Here is a 16,117-nt window from a genome sequence, read left to right as displayed (position 1 = left end):
GATGGGGTAGAAAGGTTCTTGAGCCCGCCCGGTGTGCATCCCCCGTCGCACCGGGCGGGCCGCTGTATGCACGACATGTGCCTCGTGTCGACGGCCGTTTCCGAGCGGAGCCGAGGGTGCCCCTCACGCCCCACCCCTGCCGTATCGGGGCGCAACCCCTAAGACCCCTCGGGTTTTTGGCCTTATCGGCGCTTAATCGGACGGAATTGGCATTCCGGTCCCGAGAGTAAGCTCACAGCCTGAACCTCTGCTGTGGCTTGAGAAGATCCCATTAGCCTCCTCCTATGACGGTCCTCCCCGACGGGCTTTCCCTAGCCGACGATTTCCCGGAAGTGACGCGCGACCAATGGCGCCACCTCGTCGAAGGCGTGCTGCGTAAAACCGGCACCTCGGACGCCGCGGGCGCCGAGGCCGAAGAGGCCCTCGCGACCGCGCTCGAGGACGGGATCACCGTCCGCCCGCTCTACACCGCACAGGACGCCCCCCAGGACCCCGGATTCCCTGGCTTCGCGCCCTTCGTGCGCGGCGGCCGGGCCGAGGGCTCCGCCCTCTCCGGCTGGGACGTACGGCAGCGTCACGCCCACCCCGATCCGGTCCGCACCAACCAGGCGGTCCTCGCCGACCTGGAGAACGGCGCCGGCTCGGTCTGGCTCGCGGTCGGCGCGGCCGGGGTGCCCGTGGCCGCCCTGCCCGAGGCGCTCAAGGGGGTCTATCTCGACCTCGCCCCCGTCGTCCTCGACGCGGGAGCCGAGTTCGCGGACGCCGCCCGCGCGCTGCTGCGGCTCTACGCCGAGCGCGAGGTGCCGCCGGGCGCCGCGCTCGGCAACCTCGGCGCGGATCCGCTGGGGCTGGCGGCCCGCACCGGACGCGACGACGACCTGGCCGGGCAGCTGGCCGCCGCGGCCGACCTCGCGCGGACCTGTGACCGCGACCACCCCGGCGTACGGACCTTCGCCGTGGACGCGCTGCCGTACCACGAGGCGGGCGCCGGGGCGGCCCAGGAGCTCGGCTGCTCCCTCGCCGCCGCGGTGGCCTATCTGCGCACCCTCACCGAGTCCGGGCTGAGTGTCGAGGCCGCCTGCGCCCAGGTGGAGTTCCGCTACGCGGCCACCGCCGACCAGTTCCTCACCATCGCCAAGTTCCGGGCCGCCCGGCGCCTGTGGGCGCGCGTGGCGCAGGCGTGCGGCGCGCCGTCCGAGGCGCGCGCCCAGCGTCAGCACGCGGTGACCTCCCCGGTGATGATGACCCGGCGCGACCCCTGGGTGAACATGCTGCGCACCACCGTGGCCGGCCTCGCGGCGGGCGTCGGCGGCGCCGACGCGGTCACCGTGCTGCCCTTCGACAGCGCCCTCGGCCTCCCCGACGACTTCGCCCGCCGCATCGCCCGCAACACCTCCACGATCCTGCTGGAGGAGGCGCACCTGGCCCGGGTGATCGACCCGGCCGGCGGCTCCTGGTACGTCGAGAAGCTCACCGACGACGTCGCCCGCGCCGCCTGGGCCTGGTTCCAGGAGATCGAGCGCGCCGGAGGCATGGCCGCGGCCCTCGCCTCCGGGCTGGTACGCGACCGGCTCGCCGAGACCTGGGCCCGCCGCACCCGCGACCTCGCCCGCCGCAAGGAGCCGATCACCGGCGTCAGCGAGTTCCCGAACCTCGCCGAGCGGCCCGTCGAGCGCGAGCCCGCGCCCGAGCCGCCCGGCGGCGGACTGCCGAGGGTGCGCCGCGACGAGGCGTACGAGGCGCTGCGCACCCGCTCCGACGCGCATCTGGCGGCCGAGGGCGCCCGGCCCCGGATCTTCCTGGCCGCGCTGGGCCCCGCCGCCGCGCACACCGCCCGCGCCTCCTTCGCCGTCAACCTCTTCCAGGCGGGCGGGATCGAGGCGGTCCACGAACCGGTCACCGTGACCGCCGAGACGGTCGCCGAGGCGTTCACCGCGAGCGGCGCCCGGGTGGCCTGCCTGTGCTCCAGCGACACGCTGTACGCGCAGGAGGCGGCCGCCGTGGCCGAGCGGCTGAAGGCCGCCGGTGCGGCACAGGTCTACCTGGCCGGACGGCCGGGGACACGACAGGATGAGTACGAGCGGGCCGGCGTGGACGGATACGTCTTCGCGGGCTGCGACGCGGTCGAGGTGCTCTCCTCGGCTCTGGACACCATGGGGGTGGCGTGATGGCGGGCGCTCCGGCGGAGCCGGGGAAGATCCCCGACTTCTCGGCGGTCGATCTGGACGGACCGGCCGAAGGCCCGGTGCCCGGCTCCGGCGACTGGGCCGCCGCGCTGCAGAACAGCGTGGGCAAGGGCGTGGAGGACCTGGTGTGGGACACCCCCGAGGGCATCGGGGTCAAACCGCTCTACACCGCCGAGGACCTGAAGGGCGTCGACTTCCTGGGCACCTACCCCGGCGCCGCGCCCTATCTGCGCGGCCCGTACCCGACGATGTACGTCAACCAGCCCTGGACCATCCGGCAGTACGCGGGCTTCTCCACCGCCGAGGAGTCCAACGCCTTCTACCGCCGCAACCTCGCGGCCGGCCAGAAGGGCCTGTCGGTCGCCTTCGACCTGCCCACCCACCGGGGCTACGACAGCGACCACCCCCGGGTCACCGGTGACGTCGGCATGGCGGGCGTGGCCATCGACTCCATCTACGACATGCGGCAGCTCTTCGACGGCATCCCGCTGGACCGGATGAGCGTGTCGATGACGATGAACGGCGCGGTGCTGCCCGTGCTCGCGCTCTACATCGTGGCCGCCGAGGAACAGGGCGTACCGCCCGAGAAGCTGGCCGGGACCATTCAGAACGACATCCTCAAGGAGTTCATGGTCCGCAACACCTACATCTATCCCCCGCAGCCGTCGATGCGGATCATCTCCGACATCTTCGCCTTCACCTCGCAGCGGATGCCGCGCTACAACTCCATCTCCATCTCCGGCTACCACATCCAGGAAGCGGGTGCCACGGCCGATCTGGAGCTGGCCTACACCCTCGCCGACGGTGTGGAGTACCTGCGGGCCGGGCTGGACGCCGGGATGGACGTGGACGCCTTCGCGCCCCGGCTGTCGTTCTTCTGGGCGATCGGCATGAACTTCTTCATGGAGATCGCCAAGCTGCGGGCGGCGCGGCTGCTGTGGGCCAAGCTGGTGCAGCAGTTCGACCCGAAGAACCCCAAGTCGCTCAGCCTGCGCACCCATTCGCAGACCTCCGGCTGGTCGCTGACCGCCCAGGACGTCTACAACAACGTGGCGCGCACCTGCGTGGAGGCCATGGCCGCCACCCAGGGCCACACCCAGTCGCTGCACACCAACGCCCTCGACGAGGCGCTCGCGCTGCCCACCGACTTCTCCGCGCGGATCGCCCGCAACACCCAGATCCTGCTCCAGCAGGAGTCGGGCACCACCCGGGTCATCGACCCGTGGGGCGGCAGCGCCTACGTCGAGAAGCTGACGTACGACCTGGCGCGGCGGGCCTGGCAGCACATCGAGGAGGTCGAGGCGGCCGGCGGCATGGCCAAGGCCATCGACGCGGGCATCCCCAAGCTGCGCGTGGAGGAGGCCGCGGCCCGCACCCAGGCGCGCATCGACTCCGGTCGCCAGCCGGTGATCGGGGTCAACAAGTACCGCGTCGACAGCGATGAGCAGATCGAGGTCCTCAAGGTCGACAACTCCGCGGTGCGCGCCCAGCAGATCGAGAAGCTGCGGCGGCTGCGCGCCGAGCGCGACGAGACGGTCTGCCAGGACGCGCTGCGCGCCCTGACCCGCGCCGCCGAGTCCGGCCCCGGCAGCGGCCTGGAGGGCAATCTGCTGGCGCTGGCCGTGGACGCCGCCCGCGCCAAGGCGACCGTGGGGGAGATCTCCGACGCGCTGGAGAAGGTCTATGGCCGCCACTCCGGCCAGATCCGTACGATCTCCGGTGTGTATCGAGACGAGGCCGGACCGTCGTCCGGTGTGGACCGCACCCGCGCGCTGGTCGAGGCGTTCGAGCGCGAGGAGGGCCGCCGCCCCCGCATCCTGGTCGCCAAGATGGGCCAGGACGGGCACGACCGCGGCCAGAAGGTGATCGCCACCGCCTTCGCCGACCTGGGCTTCGACGTCGACGTCGGCCCGCTGTTCCAGACGCCGGAGGAGGTCGCCCGGCAGGCGGTGGAGGCCGATGTGCACATCGTCGGCGTGTCGTCGCTCGCGGCCGGCCACCTCACGCTGGTGCCCGCGCTGCGCGAGCAACTGGCCGAGGCGGGGCGCGAGGACATCACTATCGTGGTCGGCGGGGTCATCCCGCCACAGGACGTCCAGACCCTGCACGAGGCCGGCGCCGCCGCCGTCTTCCTGCCGGGCACGGTCATCCCCGACGCCGCCCACGACCTGGTGCGGAAGCTGGCCGCCGACCTCGGCCACGAGCTGTAATGCCGCGGACGATCGACCTCGAGGAGTATGCCAAGGGTGTGCTCGACGGCAAACGCGCGTACATCGCCCGCGCGATCACGCTCGTCGAGTCCACCCGGCCCGACCACCGCGACCTCGCCCAGCGGCTGCTGGTCGAGCTGCTGCCGCACACCGGCGGGGCGCGGCGGATCGGCATCAGCGGGGTGCCCGGGGTGGGCAAGTCCACCTTCATCGACGCGCTGGGCACCATGCTCACCGGGGCCGGCCACAAGGTCGCGGTCCTCGCCGTCGACCCCTCCTCGACCCGCACCGGCGGCTCCATCCTGGGCGACAAGATCCGGATGGAGCGGCTGGCGGTCGACCCCGACGCGTTCGTACGGCCCTCGCCGAGCGCCGGCACGCTGGGCGGGGTGGCACGGGCCACCCGCGAGTCCATGGTCGTCATGGAGGCCGCGGGCTACGACGTGCTGCTGGTGGAGACCGTCGGCGTGGGCCAGTCCGAGACCGCGGTGGCCAATATGGTCGACTCCTTCCTGCTGCTCTCCCTGGCCCGCACCGGCGATCAGCTCCAGGGCATCAAAAAGGGCGTCCTGGAGCTGGCCGACGTGGTCACCATCAACAAGGCGGACGGCCCCCACGCACGGGACGCCAAGTCGGCGGCCCGCGAACTCGCGGGCGCGCTACGGCTGTTGCAGCCGCCGGACGCGCCGTGGAACCCGCCGGTGCTCACCTGTAGCGCACGCGAGTCCACCGGGCTCGACGTGGTGTGGGAGCGCCTGGAACAGCACCGCCGGGTGCTGGACGCCACCGGCGCGCTGCACGCCAAGCGGCGCGACCAGCAGGTCGACTGGACCTGGTCGATGGTGCGCGACCAGCTGCTCGCGCGGCTGCACGCCCACCCCGAGGTGCGGCGGCTCGGGCCCGGGCTGGAACAGCAGGTCCGCGACGGCACACTGACGGCCACGCTGGCGGCGGACCGGCTGCTGGCGGCTTTCCAGGGGTCGGCCGAGGGCGGAGCGCGGGCCGGCGGTGGAGCACCGGTCGATGGTGGGCCGTCGGTCGAGGGTGGAGCAGTGCCGGTCGATGGCGGACCGTCGGTCGACGGTGGATGAGGCGCCGCTGTCCGGGGCGGGGCGGGTCGGTCCGTTCTTCGCCCTGCGCACCGGCACCGGCGAGCCACACCAGGAGGGGTACGCGCGGATCGGCGAGGCGTACCGGCTGACCGGCCAGGGCGCCGCCGGGCCGGTGCTGCGCGCCCGCGTCGAGGCGGTCGCCGCGAGCCTGCGCACCGAGGAGCCGAGGGTCGCGGCCTCGCTCGCCTTCCAGGGACTCGCCGCCCGGATGTGGTCCCTCGCGCTCGGCCCGGCGGCCCTCTCCGGCCGGGTGCCCCACCTGCGGCCCGACCGGTTGTGGTGGAACCCCGAGCGCACCGCCCCCGACGATCTGTGGTGGCCCGGCGCGATGCCGCCGGTGATGGGCGAACCGGGAGGGCTCGCCGGTCGGATGGGCACCGCGGCGTACGTCCATCTGACGCCGCTGCACCACGCCGTCGAGCGGGCGTACCGGGTCTCGGGGCGGCTGCTCTGGGGCAACGCCGCCTCCGCGCTCGCCGGTTCGCTGCGGGTGCTGCACGACTGGTGCCGGACGCACGGCCTTCCGGAGGCGGCGGACCGGGCCACCGAACTGGCGCGTGCCCAGCTTGTCCGTCCACCGCTGCGCGACACCGGCACCCTGACGCCCCCGACGCCCTTCGCGCCGCTCGGCTACCGGCGCCGCACCTGCTGTCTCTACTACCGGGTGCCGGGCGGTGGGCTGTGCGGCGACTGCGTACTGCGCGGGGCGCGGGGGCGTCGGTGAGGCGCCCGGGACGCCGGGGTGAGCGGGACGCCGGGGTGAGACGGACGGTCCCGGCGTTGGGCCGATACGGTGGGCGAATGCCGAAGAACGGGAACCTGTTCTCATCCTGGCGGGGTTGGCGCGGACGCGCCACCTCCCGTCTGGTCCACCGCGGATGGCGCGCCGTACAGCGGGCCGGCGCGGTGACGGCCGAGCGCCCCGGCCCGTACCGCTTCCGCCGCATCGGCGCCGGCACCCGGCTGGCGTTCCCCCAGGGCACCGTCTTCGGCGAACCGTGGATCGAACTCGGCGAGCACTGCGTCATCGGCGAGCAGGTGACCCTCACCGCCGGCATGATGCCCGGCGTGGACCTCGGCCCCGACCCCGTGCTGCGCATCGGCAACGGCGTGGTGCTGGGCCGGGGCAGCCATGTGATCGCCTCCGTGCCCGTGGAGTTCGGGAACGACGTCTTCTGCGGTCCGTACGTCTACGTGACCAGCGACAACCACTCCTACGACGATCCGGACCAGCCCATCGGCCGGCAGTGGCCGCGCTTCGCGCCCGTCCACATCGGCCCCGGCAGCTGGTTGGGCGCGGGCGCGGTGATCCTGCCCGGGGCCCGGCTGGGCCGCAATGTGGTGGTCGCGGCAGGCGCGGTCGTACGGGGCGAGGTGCCCGACCACGCCGTGGTGGCCGGGGCACCGGCCCGGATCATACGGCGCTGGGCCCCGGACGAGGGCTGGCAGCCACCGCTGCGCACCCCGGCGCCGGTGCCGATCCCCGAGGACATGACCGTCGAGCAACTGCTCGCGCTGGCCGAGCTGGAGCAGGAGCAGGAGCAGGATGAAGCACGGGACCGGGATCGGGATCGGGAACAGGCACAGACGCAGACGCAGGGGCTGGAGCGGGAGCCGGGGGCCGGGGCGTCGTAGCAGGTCAGTAGGTCAGTAGAGTTTCGGGGACTGTCCCCGACCCGTGAGGTGACCACCGTGAGCCCGCCGCCTCCCCCCGTGACCGTCATCGGCATCGGCGCCGACGGCTGGGACGGGCTCGGTCCCGCGGGCCGCGAGGCGTTGCGCACGGCCGAGGTGGTCATCGGTGGCCGGCGCCACCTGGGCCTGCTGCCGCCGGAGTGCCCCGGTGAACGGGTGCCCTGGCCCTCGCCGCTGCGCCCCGCCGTTCCCGGGCTGTTCGCCGCGCACACCGGGCGGCGGGTGTGTGTGCTGGCCAGCGGCGACCCCATGTTCTTCGGCGTCGGCCGCACTCTGGCCGAGTTGCTGGGCGCCGAACGGCTGCGGGTGCTGCCCCATCCGTCGTCGGTCTCCCTGGCCTGTGCCCGGCTCGGCTGGGCGCTGGAGGAGACCGAGGTGGTCAGCCTCGTCGGCCGGCCACTGGCCACGCTGACCCGTGAGCTGTACGCGGGGCGGCGGCTGCTCGTGCTCAGCGCGGGCGCCGACACCCCCGCCGAGGTGGCCCGGCTGCTCGGGGACCGCGGTTTCGGCCCGAGCCGGATGCGGGTGCTCGAACAGCTGGGGAGCGCGCGGGAACGCTGTGTGGAGGGGACGGCCGAGGAGTGGCCGCATCCGCCCGGCGACCCCCTCAACGTCATCGCCGTCGACTGCGCCCCGGCGGCCGGCGCCCCGCGCCTGTCGCTCGCGCCGGGACTGCCCGACGCGGCGTACGACCACGACGGCCAGCTGACCAAGCGCCATGTGCGGGCCGCGACGCTCGCCGCGCTCGCCCCCGCCCCCGGGGAGCTGCTGTGGGACGTCGGCGGCGGCTCGGGCTCCATTGCCGTGGAGTGGACGCGCACCCACCGCACCTGCCGGGCGGTCTCGGTGGAACGCGATCCGGTGCGCGCCGAGCGCATCGGCCGCAACGCGGCGGCCCTCGGGGCGCCCGGGGTGACCGTGGTCACCGGGGCCGCCCCGGACGCCCTGGCCGGACTGCCCACCCCCGACGCGGTGTTCATCGGCGGCGGCCTGACCGCCCCCGGAGTGCTGGAGGCGTGCTGGACCGCGCTGCCGCCGGGCGGCAGGATCGTCGCCAACACGGTGACCCTGGAGTCCGAGGCGCTGCTCGCCGACTGGTACCGCCGCCACGGCGGCGACTTGATCCGCCTCGCCGTATCCCACGCCACCCCGGTCGGCACCTTCACCGGCTGGCGCCAGGCGATGCCGGTCACCCAATGGACCGCCACAAAGCCGCACACCACCCCGGACACCCCCCACCGGCCCGCCGGGCCTGCCGGGTCCGCGGCCCTTGCTGGGCCTGCCGGGCCTGCGGCTGCCGCCGCCTCTGCCGCTCCCGCTGGGCCTGCCGGGTCTGCTGGGTCTGTTGGGCCTGTGGCCGCCCGCGCTCTTGCTGGGCTCGCTGTCCCGGTTGGGTCTGCTGGGCCGGCCGCTCCCGCCGGGCCTGCGGCTCCTGCCGGGTCTGCTGGGTCTGCGGCCGCCGCCGCTCTTGCTGGGCTCGCTGTCACTGCTGGGTTCACCGCCCCCGCCGGGCCTGCGGCCGGGCCTGCTGGGCTCGCCGCTTCCGCCGGGTCTGCGGCCCCCGCTGGGCCTGCCGCCCCTGCCGTTCCGGCTGAGCCCCGCGAGCCCGCCGGGCCCTCGGCAGTGGGGAGTTCGGCCGGAGCCGAGGGCGGTGTCGGCGGACTCGCCGATCGGCGGCTCCTCGTACCACCTGCTGAAGCCGCTCAAGGAGAGACGCGATGACGGTGTACTTCATCGGCGCGGGCCCCGGTGCCGCCGATCTGATCACGGTGCGCGGCGCACGGACCCTGGCCCGCTGCCAGGTGTGCCTGTACGCGGGCAGCCTGGTGCCGCGTGAACTGCTCGCCGAATGCCCGCCGGACGCCCGCCTCGTCGACACCGCCCGGCTCGACCTCGACCGGATCACCGCCGAGCTGGTGGCCGCGCACCGGGCGGGCCATGACGTGGCCCGGCTGCACTCCGGCGATCCGTCGGTGTTCAGCGCCGTGGCCGAGCAGATGCGCCGCCTCGACGCCGCCGGCATTCCGTACGAGGTGGTTCCGGGCGTCCCGGCCTTCGCTGCCGCTGCCGCGGCGCTGAAGCGTGAGCTGACCGTGCCGACCGTCGGCCAGACCGTCGTCCTCACCCGCGTCGCCCAGCAGGCCACGCCCATGCCCGAGGGCGAGGACCTGGCCACCCTCGGCCGCAGCCGCGCCCTGCTCGTGCTGCATCTCGCCGCCCGCTATGTGGATCGCGTCGTCGACGAACTCCTCCCGCACTACGGCGCCGACTGCCCGGCGGCCGTGGTCGCCATGGCCAGCCGCCCCGACGAACTGGTGCTGCGCGGCACGCTGGCCGACATCGCGGAGCAGGTGAAGGCGGCGGGCGTGGTGCGGACGGCCGTCATCATGGTGGGCCGCACCCTCGGAGCGGAGCAGTTCCGCGACAGCCACCTCTACTCCCCGGAGCGCGAGCGCCCGCACGAGCCCTGCCACCCGCCCGTCGTCTGAGCCGGCCCCCGGCGCGGCTGGGCCCCCGCCTGCCGCCACCCGCCGCCGACGGCGTGCGGGGTGCGCCCGCGCAGTGCACCGGCAGCGGCGTCGCACGGTCCCGTGCGACGCATGGCGCGCGGGGCCCGCAGCGTGGCCGGCGCACCGGCGCAGTATGGCGGGGCGTGGCGGCGGGCCGCCTCCCCCGTTCGCACCGTCCGCACCCGCGCCTCACGGGTGACGGGCGGCAGCCGAATCACGTGGTGCCCACGTGCCGCCACACCGGTGTGCCGCCGCCCCGGCTGTCTCGCGCCGACGGGTTGCTGGTCGGTGTGCCGCTAGTCGGCGGGCCGCTGCGTCGGCGTGTCGCCGAGCCAGCAGGTCGGTGTGCCGCCGCGCCGGCGGATGGCGCCCCAAGCGGCGGCGCCGGCATCGGCACGACACGCCGCATCGGCACGACCCGCCGCGCCGGCGCCGCGCCAGGCGTCGCGAACAGCGCTCAGCGGCCTCGCGGACCCCGCGGCTCCGCACGGCCCACGATCGTGCCCGCGCGGTCGATGCAGATCACGTCCACCGCCACCGGTGCGCCGCGCAGCACCCCGAGTGCCGTGTCGCGGGCCGCCGTCGCGACCAGGTCGCCGAGGGGCACGCCGTGGGCGGAGCACAGCTGGACCGTCTCCAGCCCTGTGTTGGCCGTGGCCACCGCCTCCGCGAGAGCCTCGTCCGCCCCGCCACGGCGGGCCAGTTCGGCAAGGAACCCCTTGTCCACCTGGGACCGCGAGGAGTGCAGGTCCAGATGCCCGGCGGCCAGCTTGGAGAGCTTGGCGAAGCCGCCGGCGACCGTCAGCCGGTCCACCGGGTGGCGGCGCAGATACTTCAGCACCGCCCCCGCGAAGTCGCCCATGTCCAGCAGCGCGTCCTGCGGCAGTCCGTGCACGGCCACCGCCACCTTCTCGGACGTCGAGCCCGTACAGCCCGCCACATGGCGGCGGCCCGCCGCGCGTGCGACGTCCACTCCGCGCCGGATGCTGTCGATCCACGCCGAGCAGGAGTAGGGCACGACGATGCCCGTCGTGCCGAGGATGGACAGCCCGCCCAGGATGCCCAGTCGCGGGTTCCAGGTGGAGCGGGCGATCTCCTCGCCGTGGTCCACCGAGATCTCGATCTCGACGTCGCCGGTTGCGCCGTGCCGGGCCGCGACCGAGGCGATGTGGTCGCGCATCATCTGGCGCGGCACGGGGTTGATGGCCGGTTCGCCCACCGGGAGCGGCAGTCCGGGCCGGGTCACCGTGCCGACGCCCGGACCGGCCCGGAAGACCACGCCGCGGCCGGGTGGCAGGGCCCGTACGGTGGCCCTGACCAGCGCTCCGTGGGTCACGTCCGGATCGTCCCCGGCGTCCTTGACGATCGCGGCCATGGCCCGGTCCGCCGTCAGTTCCTCGGCCGCGAGCGCGAACGCGGGCCGCTGCCCCTTGGGCAGTGCGATGGTCACCGGATCGGGGAACTCCGCCGTGAGCAGGGCGGTGTACGCGGCCGTCGTCGCGGCCGTCGCGCACGCCCCGGTGGTCCAGCCGTGCCGCAGCCCCGTCCGCTCCAGTTGCGCGCCCCGCCCCCCGGCCGCCTCGGTCCTGGCCTCCGCCTCAGCCATGGGCCGGCCGCCGCGCATACGATGACGGGCGCACGGACGACGAAAGGCACCCGATGAACAGCGCACCGGCGCGCCATGTGCTCATCCTCGGCGGCACCACCGAGGCGCGCCGCCTCGCCGAGGAACTCGCCGACGCCCCCGCCCTGCGCGTGACCAGCTCCCTCGCGGGCCGGGTCGCCGCACCGCGACTGCCCGTGGGGCAGGTGCGGATCGGCGGGTTCGGGGGCGCCGAGGGCATGGCCCGCTGGCTGCGCGAGCACCAGGTGGACGCGCTCATCGACGCCACCCATCCTTTCGCCGACACGATCAGTTCCCATGCGGCCCAGGCGGCCGCCGACGTCCATGTTCCCCTGCTCGCCCTGCGCCGCCCCGGCTGGGTCCCCGGTCCGGGCGACCGCTGGCATTCCGCGGGTTCGCTGGCCGAGGCCGCGCGGCTGCTGCCGGACCTGGGAGAGCGGATCTTCCTCACCACGGGACGGATGGGCCTGGCCACCTTCGCCCACCTGACCGAGCAGTGGTTCCTGGTCCGGTCGGTCGACGCCCCCGAGCCGCCGGCCCCGCCCCGCATGGAGGTGATCCTGGACCGCGGCCCGTTCACCCTCGGGGGCGAGACGGAGCTGCTGCGCCGCCACCGCATCGACGTCCTGGTCACCAAGGACAGCGGCGGCCACGCCACCGCCCCCAAACTCACCGCGGCCCGCGCCGCCGCCCTCCCGGTCGTCCTCGTCCGCCGCCCGCCCGCCCCCGAGGGCGTCCCCGTGGCCGAAACCCCCGCCGAAGCCGCCGCCTGGCTGCGGACGACCCTGGGCTGACCCGCGTTACCCGGCGGCTACGCCTCCGGGTACCGGCGCGGGGTCCAGACGACCTGCGTGCCGTCGCCGCGGCGGGACGTGCGGGTCTGGGAGGAGCCCACCAGGAGGATGGTGCGCATGTCGACCTCGGCCGGGTCGAGGTCGGCCAGGCGGACGATCCGTACGCGTTCCCCGGGGCCGCCGATGTCGCGGCCCAGGACCACGGGGGTGTCGGGGGCGCGGTGCTCCAGCAGGAGTTCGCGGGCCTTGCCCACCTGCCAGACGCGGCTGCGCGAGCCGGGGTTGTAGAGGGCGAGCACCAGGTCGGCCGCCGCGGCGGCGCGCAGGCGCTCGGCGATGACCTCCCAGGGCTTGAGCCGGTCGGAGAGGGAGATCACCGCGTAGTCGTGGCCGAGCGGGGCGCCGGACCGGGCGGCGGCGGCGTGGGCCGCGGTCATGCCGGGCACGATCCGCACCGGGACCTCGCGGTAGGGGTCCTCGCAGGCGGCCTCCAGGACGGCGGTGGCCATGGCGAACACGCCCGGGTCGCCGGAGGAGACGACGGCGACCCGCCGGCCCCGCCGGGCGAGGTCGAGGGCGAATTCGGCGCGTACGGCCTCGACCTTGTTGTCGGAGGCGTGGCGCCGCTGACCCGGGCGGACCGGTACCCGGTCCAGATAGGTGGTGTAGCCGACGAGGTCCTCGGCGGCGGCCAGTTCGGCCCGTGCCTCGGGGGTGAGCCACAGCGGACCGGCAGGGCCGAGGCCGACGACCACGACCTCACCCGCGCCGGACCCGCCGCGCGGCGCGTCCACCCGGCTGGGCAGCACCGCCATCGAGAAGTACGGCACCGACTCCGGGTCGACCTCGGCCAGCGGGGCGGTCCGCTCCGCGTCCATCGTGGCGCGCTCCACATAGCGCGCGTCCGCGAGCCGCCCCGACCGCTCCAGCGCCCGCCGCACCGTGGGGAAGGTCCGGCCGAGCTTCATCACCGCCGCCGCGTCCGCCGTCGCCAGGCGGGCCGTCAACTCCTCCTCCGGCAGCGTGCCGGGGAGGACCGTCAGCACCTCCTCGCCCTCCACCAGCGGTGTGCCCAGCCGGGCGGCCGCGGCGCTGACCGAGGTGACACCGGGGACGACCTCGGTGGGGTAGCGGTCGGCGAGCCGCTTGTGCATGTGCATGTACGAGCCGTAGAAGAGCGGATCGCCCTCCGCGAGCACCGCGACCGTGCGCCCCGCGTCCAGATGCGCGGCGAGCCGGGCGGCCGCGTCCGCGTAGAACTCCTCCAGCGCGCCGCGATAGCCGCCCGGGTGGTCGGTGGACTCCGTGGTGACCGGGTAGACCAGCCGCTCCTCGATGTGGTCGGGCCGCAGGTACCGCTCGGCGATCGAGCGCGCGATGCTGCGGCCGTGCCGGGCGCTGTGGTACGCGATGACATCGGCCTCGGTGATGACCTCCACGGCGCGTACGGTCATCAGGGAGGGGTCGCCGGGGCCGAGCCCCACACCGTAGAGCCGGCCGGTCTGCTGCTCGCTCACTCTTCCTCGCTCGCTATCGCGTTGATCGCGGCCGCGGCGATGGCGCTGCCGCCGCGCCGGCCGTGCACCACCAGGTGGTCGAGCGCCGCCGGATGGCCGGCCAGCGCCTCCTTGGACTCGGCGGCGCCGATGAAGCCCACCGGCACACCGATCACGGCCGCCGGCCACGGCGCGCCTTCGTCGATCATCTCCAGCAGCCGGAAGAGCGCCGTGGGGGCGTTGCCGACCGCCACCACCGCCCCGTCCAGCCGGTCCCGCCACAGCTCCAGCGCGGCGGCGCTGCGCGTGGTGCCCATGCGCCGCGCCAACTCCGGTACCGCGGGATCCGCGAGCGTGCAGAGCACCTCGTTGTCGGCGGGCAGCCGCTTGCGGGTGACCCCGCTGGCGACCATGCGCGCGTCACAGAGCACGGGCGCGCCGGCCCGCAGCGCGGCGCGGGCGCGGGAGACCACCCCGGTCGTGTACGCGAGGTCCTTGACCAGGTCGACCATGCCGCAGGCGTGGATCATCCGCACCGCCACCTGGCTGACGTCGGCGGGGAGCCCGCCGAGGTCGGCCTCGGCACGGATGGTGGCAAAGGACGCGCGGTAGATGGCCGCCCCGTCCTTCTCGTAGTCGAACACGGTGTCCTCGATCATGTCGTTCCACGGGCCGCCGCCACGGCGCCGGCCAATTGCTCTGCTGTCACATCCACGCTGTCCGCCTCCGGCGTGTCGTCTCCCGCGCCCCGTACGGTGACCCGGTAGGCCGTGTCGCCGGTGGCCAGCGCGTCCACATAGCGGCCCCCGGGGTGACCGCAGCGCCGTTCACAGCCGGAGACGTACACCGGCAGCGGACCGGGCCCGGTCGGCAGCGGATCGCCCCCGGTCCGGCCGTCCCCGCACCGGTCGTCCCCGCACCGGTCGTCCCCGCACCGGCCGCCGTCAGTCCGGACGTCCCCGGCCAGGTCGCCCCGGGGCCGGCCGCCGCCGGACGACGCGCCCGCGACACGGTGCGCCGCGTCGACCAGGTGCGCCGGGTGCGCCGCGTCCGCGACCGCCCGCGCCGTGCCCGACACCATGCGCGCCGTGTCGGCCCGCACATCCGCCAGGGACTTGGCGCAGCCGGGGCGTCCCGTGCACGCGCCGACCCCGAGCCACGGCGAGTCCGGCACGGTCACCAGTCCCGCGTCGGACAGTTCCAGCGCGGCACCGCGCGCGTCGGCCGGGGAGAACCCGGGGAGCACCACGCCGCGCCAGGGTGTCATACGCAGCTCATCCGCCCCGCCCCGGGAGGCGAGCGCGGTGAGCAGCCGCCATTGCGCGGCGCTCACCCGGCCCAGGGGGAGGACGACGGACAGCGCGTGGCGCCCGTGCGGGCCGGGGACCGGCCCGGGGGCGGGGGGTGCGGCGGAGGCACCGGCTGGTCCGCGCTCCACCGGTACGGCCTCGATGCCCGCGTCGGCGAGTCGCGCGGCCAAACCGTCGGCCGTCACGGCGTGTCGCGCGGGGAGTTCGCGTACCCGCCACGCTCGGGTGCCGCTCTCGCGGGCCTTGGCCAGGTACTCCACCGCGGCCAGCGCGGCCGCCCGCGGCGCGTCCCCGCTCCGCACCCAGAGATCGCCGCCCGCAACCGGCCCGTCCGTGGCGACGCCCGCCACGCCCGCGTCGCCGGCGCTCGCCCCCGCGTCGCCGTCGGGCAGGTCGGAGCCGTCCGTACGCGGCGTTCGCCGCGGTGCCGTGTCCGGGTGTGTCGTCGCCGCAGTCGACGGCGACGGCGACGACACACCCGTACACGGCAGTGGACCCCCGACCCGCAACACGGCTCCGCCGTCCGGCGTTGCGATCAATGTCACATCCGCGCCCAACGCGGCCACATCGCCCCGCCCGTCGTCCAGCGCGAACAGGAACCGGCCCGACAAGCCCGACAATTCCCCGTGCCCCGCGGGTGTGTCGTCGCACAGCACGGTGTCCAACTCCCGTACCCACGCCGCCACATCCGCGTGCCCCCTGCCGTCCAGACCGGACAGCGGCGACGCCACGACGTTGCGCACCCGGTCATGGCGGTCCGAGGGGAGCAGGCCGGCCGCCCGCAGCCGGGCCGCCAGTTCGGCGCCGCACCCCGCCTCCAGACCGCGCACCTGGAGATTGCCCCGTGAGGTGATGTCCAGCCGGCCGTCGCCCAACTCCTCGGCCAGCCGCCCCACCGCCCGCGCCTGACGGATCGTCAGCAGACCGCCCGGCACCCGGATCCGGGCGAGCGAGCCGTCGTCCGCCGGGTGCAGCCGCAGCGCGCCCGGACAGGCGTCATCGCGTCCGCGCACGGGGGTTTCATCCCCTGGTGGGGTGGTTGTCGGGGGGAGGGGCATGGCGGCGAGCATACCGACGATCCGGTCCGGCCCACCGCCCCGGCCAGGCCGGAACTCACCGTCCCGTGGCAGGTCAGCAACGCCTACTATGCTCAGCGGCGGGTCGATCCCGGCCCGCCGGA

11 protein-coding genes and 1 pseudogene are annotated in these 16,117 nt (G+C 74.9%); 8 read left to right on the top strand and 4 right to left on the bottom strand.

The window, feature by feature from the left end:
- Positions 1–284 precede the first annotated feature (284 nt).
- The 7 genes and pseudogenes from mutA (at position 285) to cobM (ending at position 9,692) form a co-directional block, all read left to right on the top strand.
- Positions 285–2,168 carry a methylmalonyl-CoA mutase small subunit gene (gene mutA, locus PS467_RS04600; protein ID WP_311034112.1) on the top strand — a complete coding sequence of 628 codons (1,884 nt, stop codon included), beginning with the start codon at positions 285–287 and terminating at the stop codon, positions 2,166–2,168.
- The gene (gene scpA, locus PS467_RS04595; protein ID WP_311034111.1) at positions 2,168–4,396 is read left to right on the top strand and encodes a methylmalonyl-CoA mutase; all 2,229 of its coding nucleotides are present in this window, start codon (positions 2,168–2,170) and stop codon (positions 4,394–4,396) included. Before mutA ends, scpA begins: the two co-directional genes overlap by 1 nt.
- Positions 4,396–5,487, top strand: a complete 1,092-nt coding sequence (gene meaB, locus PS467_RS04590) for a methylmalonyl Co-A mutase-associated GTPase MeaB (RefSeq protein WP_311034110.1) — start codon at positions 4,396–4,398, stop codon at positions 5,485–5,487. The genes scpA and meaB overlap by 1 nt, the downstream gene beginning before the upstream one ends.
- Positions 5,459–6,232 (top strand): (2Fe-2S)-binding protein, encoded by a 774-nt coding sequence (locus tag PS467_RS04585; RefSeq protein ID WP_311034109.1) that lies wholly within the window; start codon positions 5,459–5,461, stop codon positions 6,230–6,232. The genes meaB and PS467_RS04585 overlap by 29 nt, the downstream gene beginning before the upstream one ends.
- Before the next feature lie 77 nt (positions 6,233–6,309).
- Positions 6,310–7,143, top strand: a complete 834-nt coding sequence (locus tag PS467_RS04580) for an acyltransferase (RefSeq protein ID WP_311034108.1) — start codon at positions 6,310–6,312, stop codon at positions 7,141–7,143.
- A 57-nt stretch (positions 7,144–7,200) separates the two neighbouring features.
- Positions 7,201–8,430, top strand: a pseudogene (cbiE, locus tag PS467_RS04575) (precorrin-6y C5,15-methyltransferase (decarboxylating) subunit CbiE); the annotation flags it as partial.
- A gap of 491 nt (positions 8,431–8,921) precedes the next feature.
- The gene (gene cobM / locus PS467_RS04570; RefSeq protein WP_311034107.1) at positions 8,922–9,692 is read left to right on the top strand and encodes a precorrin-4 C(11)-methyltransferase; all 771 of its coding nucleotides are present in this window, start codon (positions 8,922–8,924) and stop codon (positions 9,690–9,692) included.
- A 478-nt stretch (positions 9,693–10,170) separates the two neighbouring features.
- Here the strand turns inward: cobM and PS467_RS04565 are convergent, their stop codons facing one another.
- A complete protein-coding gene (locus tag PS467_RS04565; RefSeq protein WP_311034106.1) occupies positions 10,171–11,319 on the bottom strand; it encodes a cobalt-precorrin-5B (C(1))-methyltransferase in 1,149 nt (382 codons plus the stop codon).
- Between the two features lie 53 nt (positions 11,320–11,372).
- On the opposite strand from PS467_RS04565, the gene PS467_RS04560 reads away from it, so the two are divergent.
- The gene (locus PS467_RS04560; RefSeq protein ID WP_311034105.1) at positions 11,373–12,131 is read left to right on the top strand and encodes a cobalt-precorrin-6A reductase; all 759 of its coding nucleotides are present in this window, start codon (positions 11,373–11,375) and stop codon (positions 12,129–12,131) included.
- 17 nt (positions 12,132–12,148) lie between these two features.
- Here the strand turns inward: PS467_RS04560 and PS467_RS04555 are convergent, their stop codons facing one another.
- Genes PS467_RS04555 through PS467_RS04545 form a run of 3 tightly spaced genes read right to left on the bottom strand, consistent with a single transcriptional unit; the run spans position 12,149 to position 16,007 of the window.
- A complete protein-coding gene (locus tag PS467_RS04555; RefSeq protein ID WP_311034104.1) occupies positions 12,149–13,648 on the bottom strand; it encodes a precorrin-2 C(20)-methyltransferase in 1,500 nt (499 codons plus the stop codon).
- Positions 13,645–14,286, bottom strand: coding sequence for a precorrin-8X methylmutase (locus tag PS467_RS04550; protein WP_311034103.1), 642 nt, complete (start codon positions 14,284–14,286; stop codon positions 13,645–13,647). The genes PS467_RS04555 and PS467_RS04550 overlap by 4 nt, the downstream gene beginning before the upstream one ends.
- A complete protein-coding gene (locus PS467_RS04545; protein ID WP_432280538.1) occupies positions 14,283–16,007 on the bottom strand; it encodes a ferredoxin-like domain-containing protein in 1,725 nt (574 codons plus the stop codon). The genes PS467_RS04550 and PS467_RS04545 overlap by 4 nt, the downstream gene beginning before the upstream one ends.
- Positions 16,008–16,117 lie beyond the last annotated feature (110 nt).

The organism is Streptomyces luomodiensis, from assembly GCF_031679605.1.
Classification (GTDB): Bacteria; Actinomycetota; Actinomycetes; order Streptomycetales; family Streptomycetaceae; genus Streptomyces; species Streptomyces luomodiensis.
The sequence above is the reverse complement of the archived record's forward strand: the minus strand, read 5'-3'. Positions and strand labels throughout refer to the sequence as shown.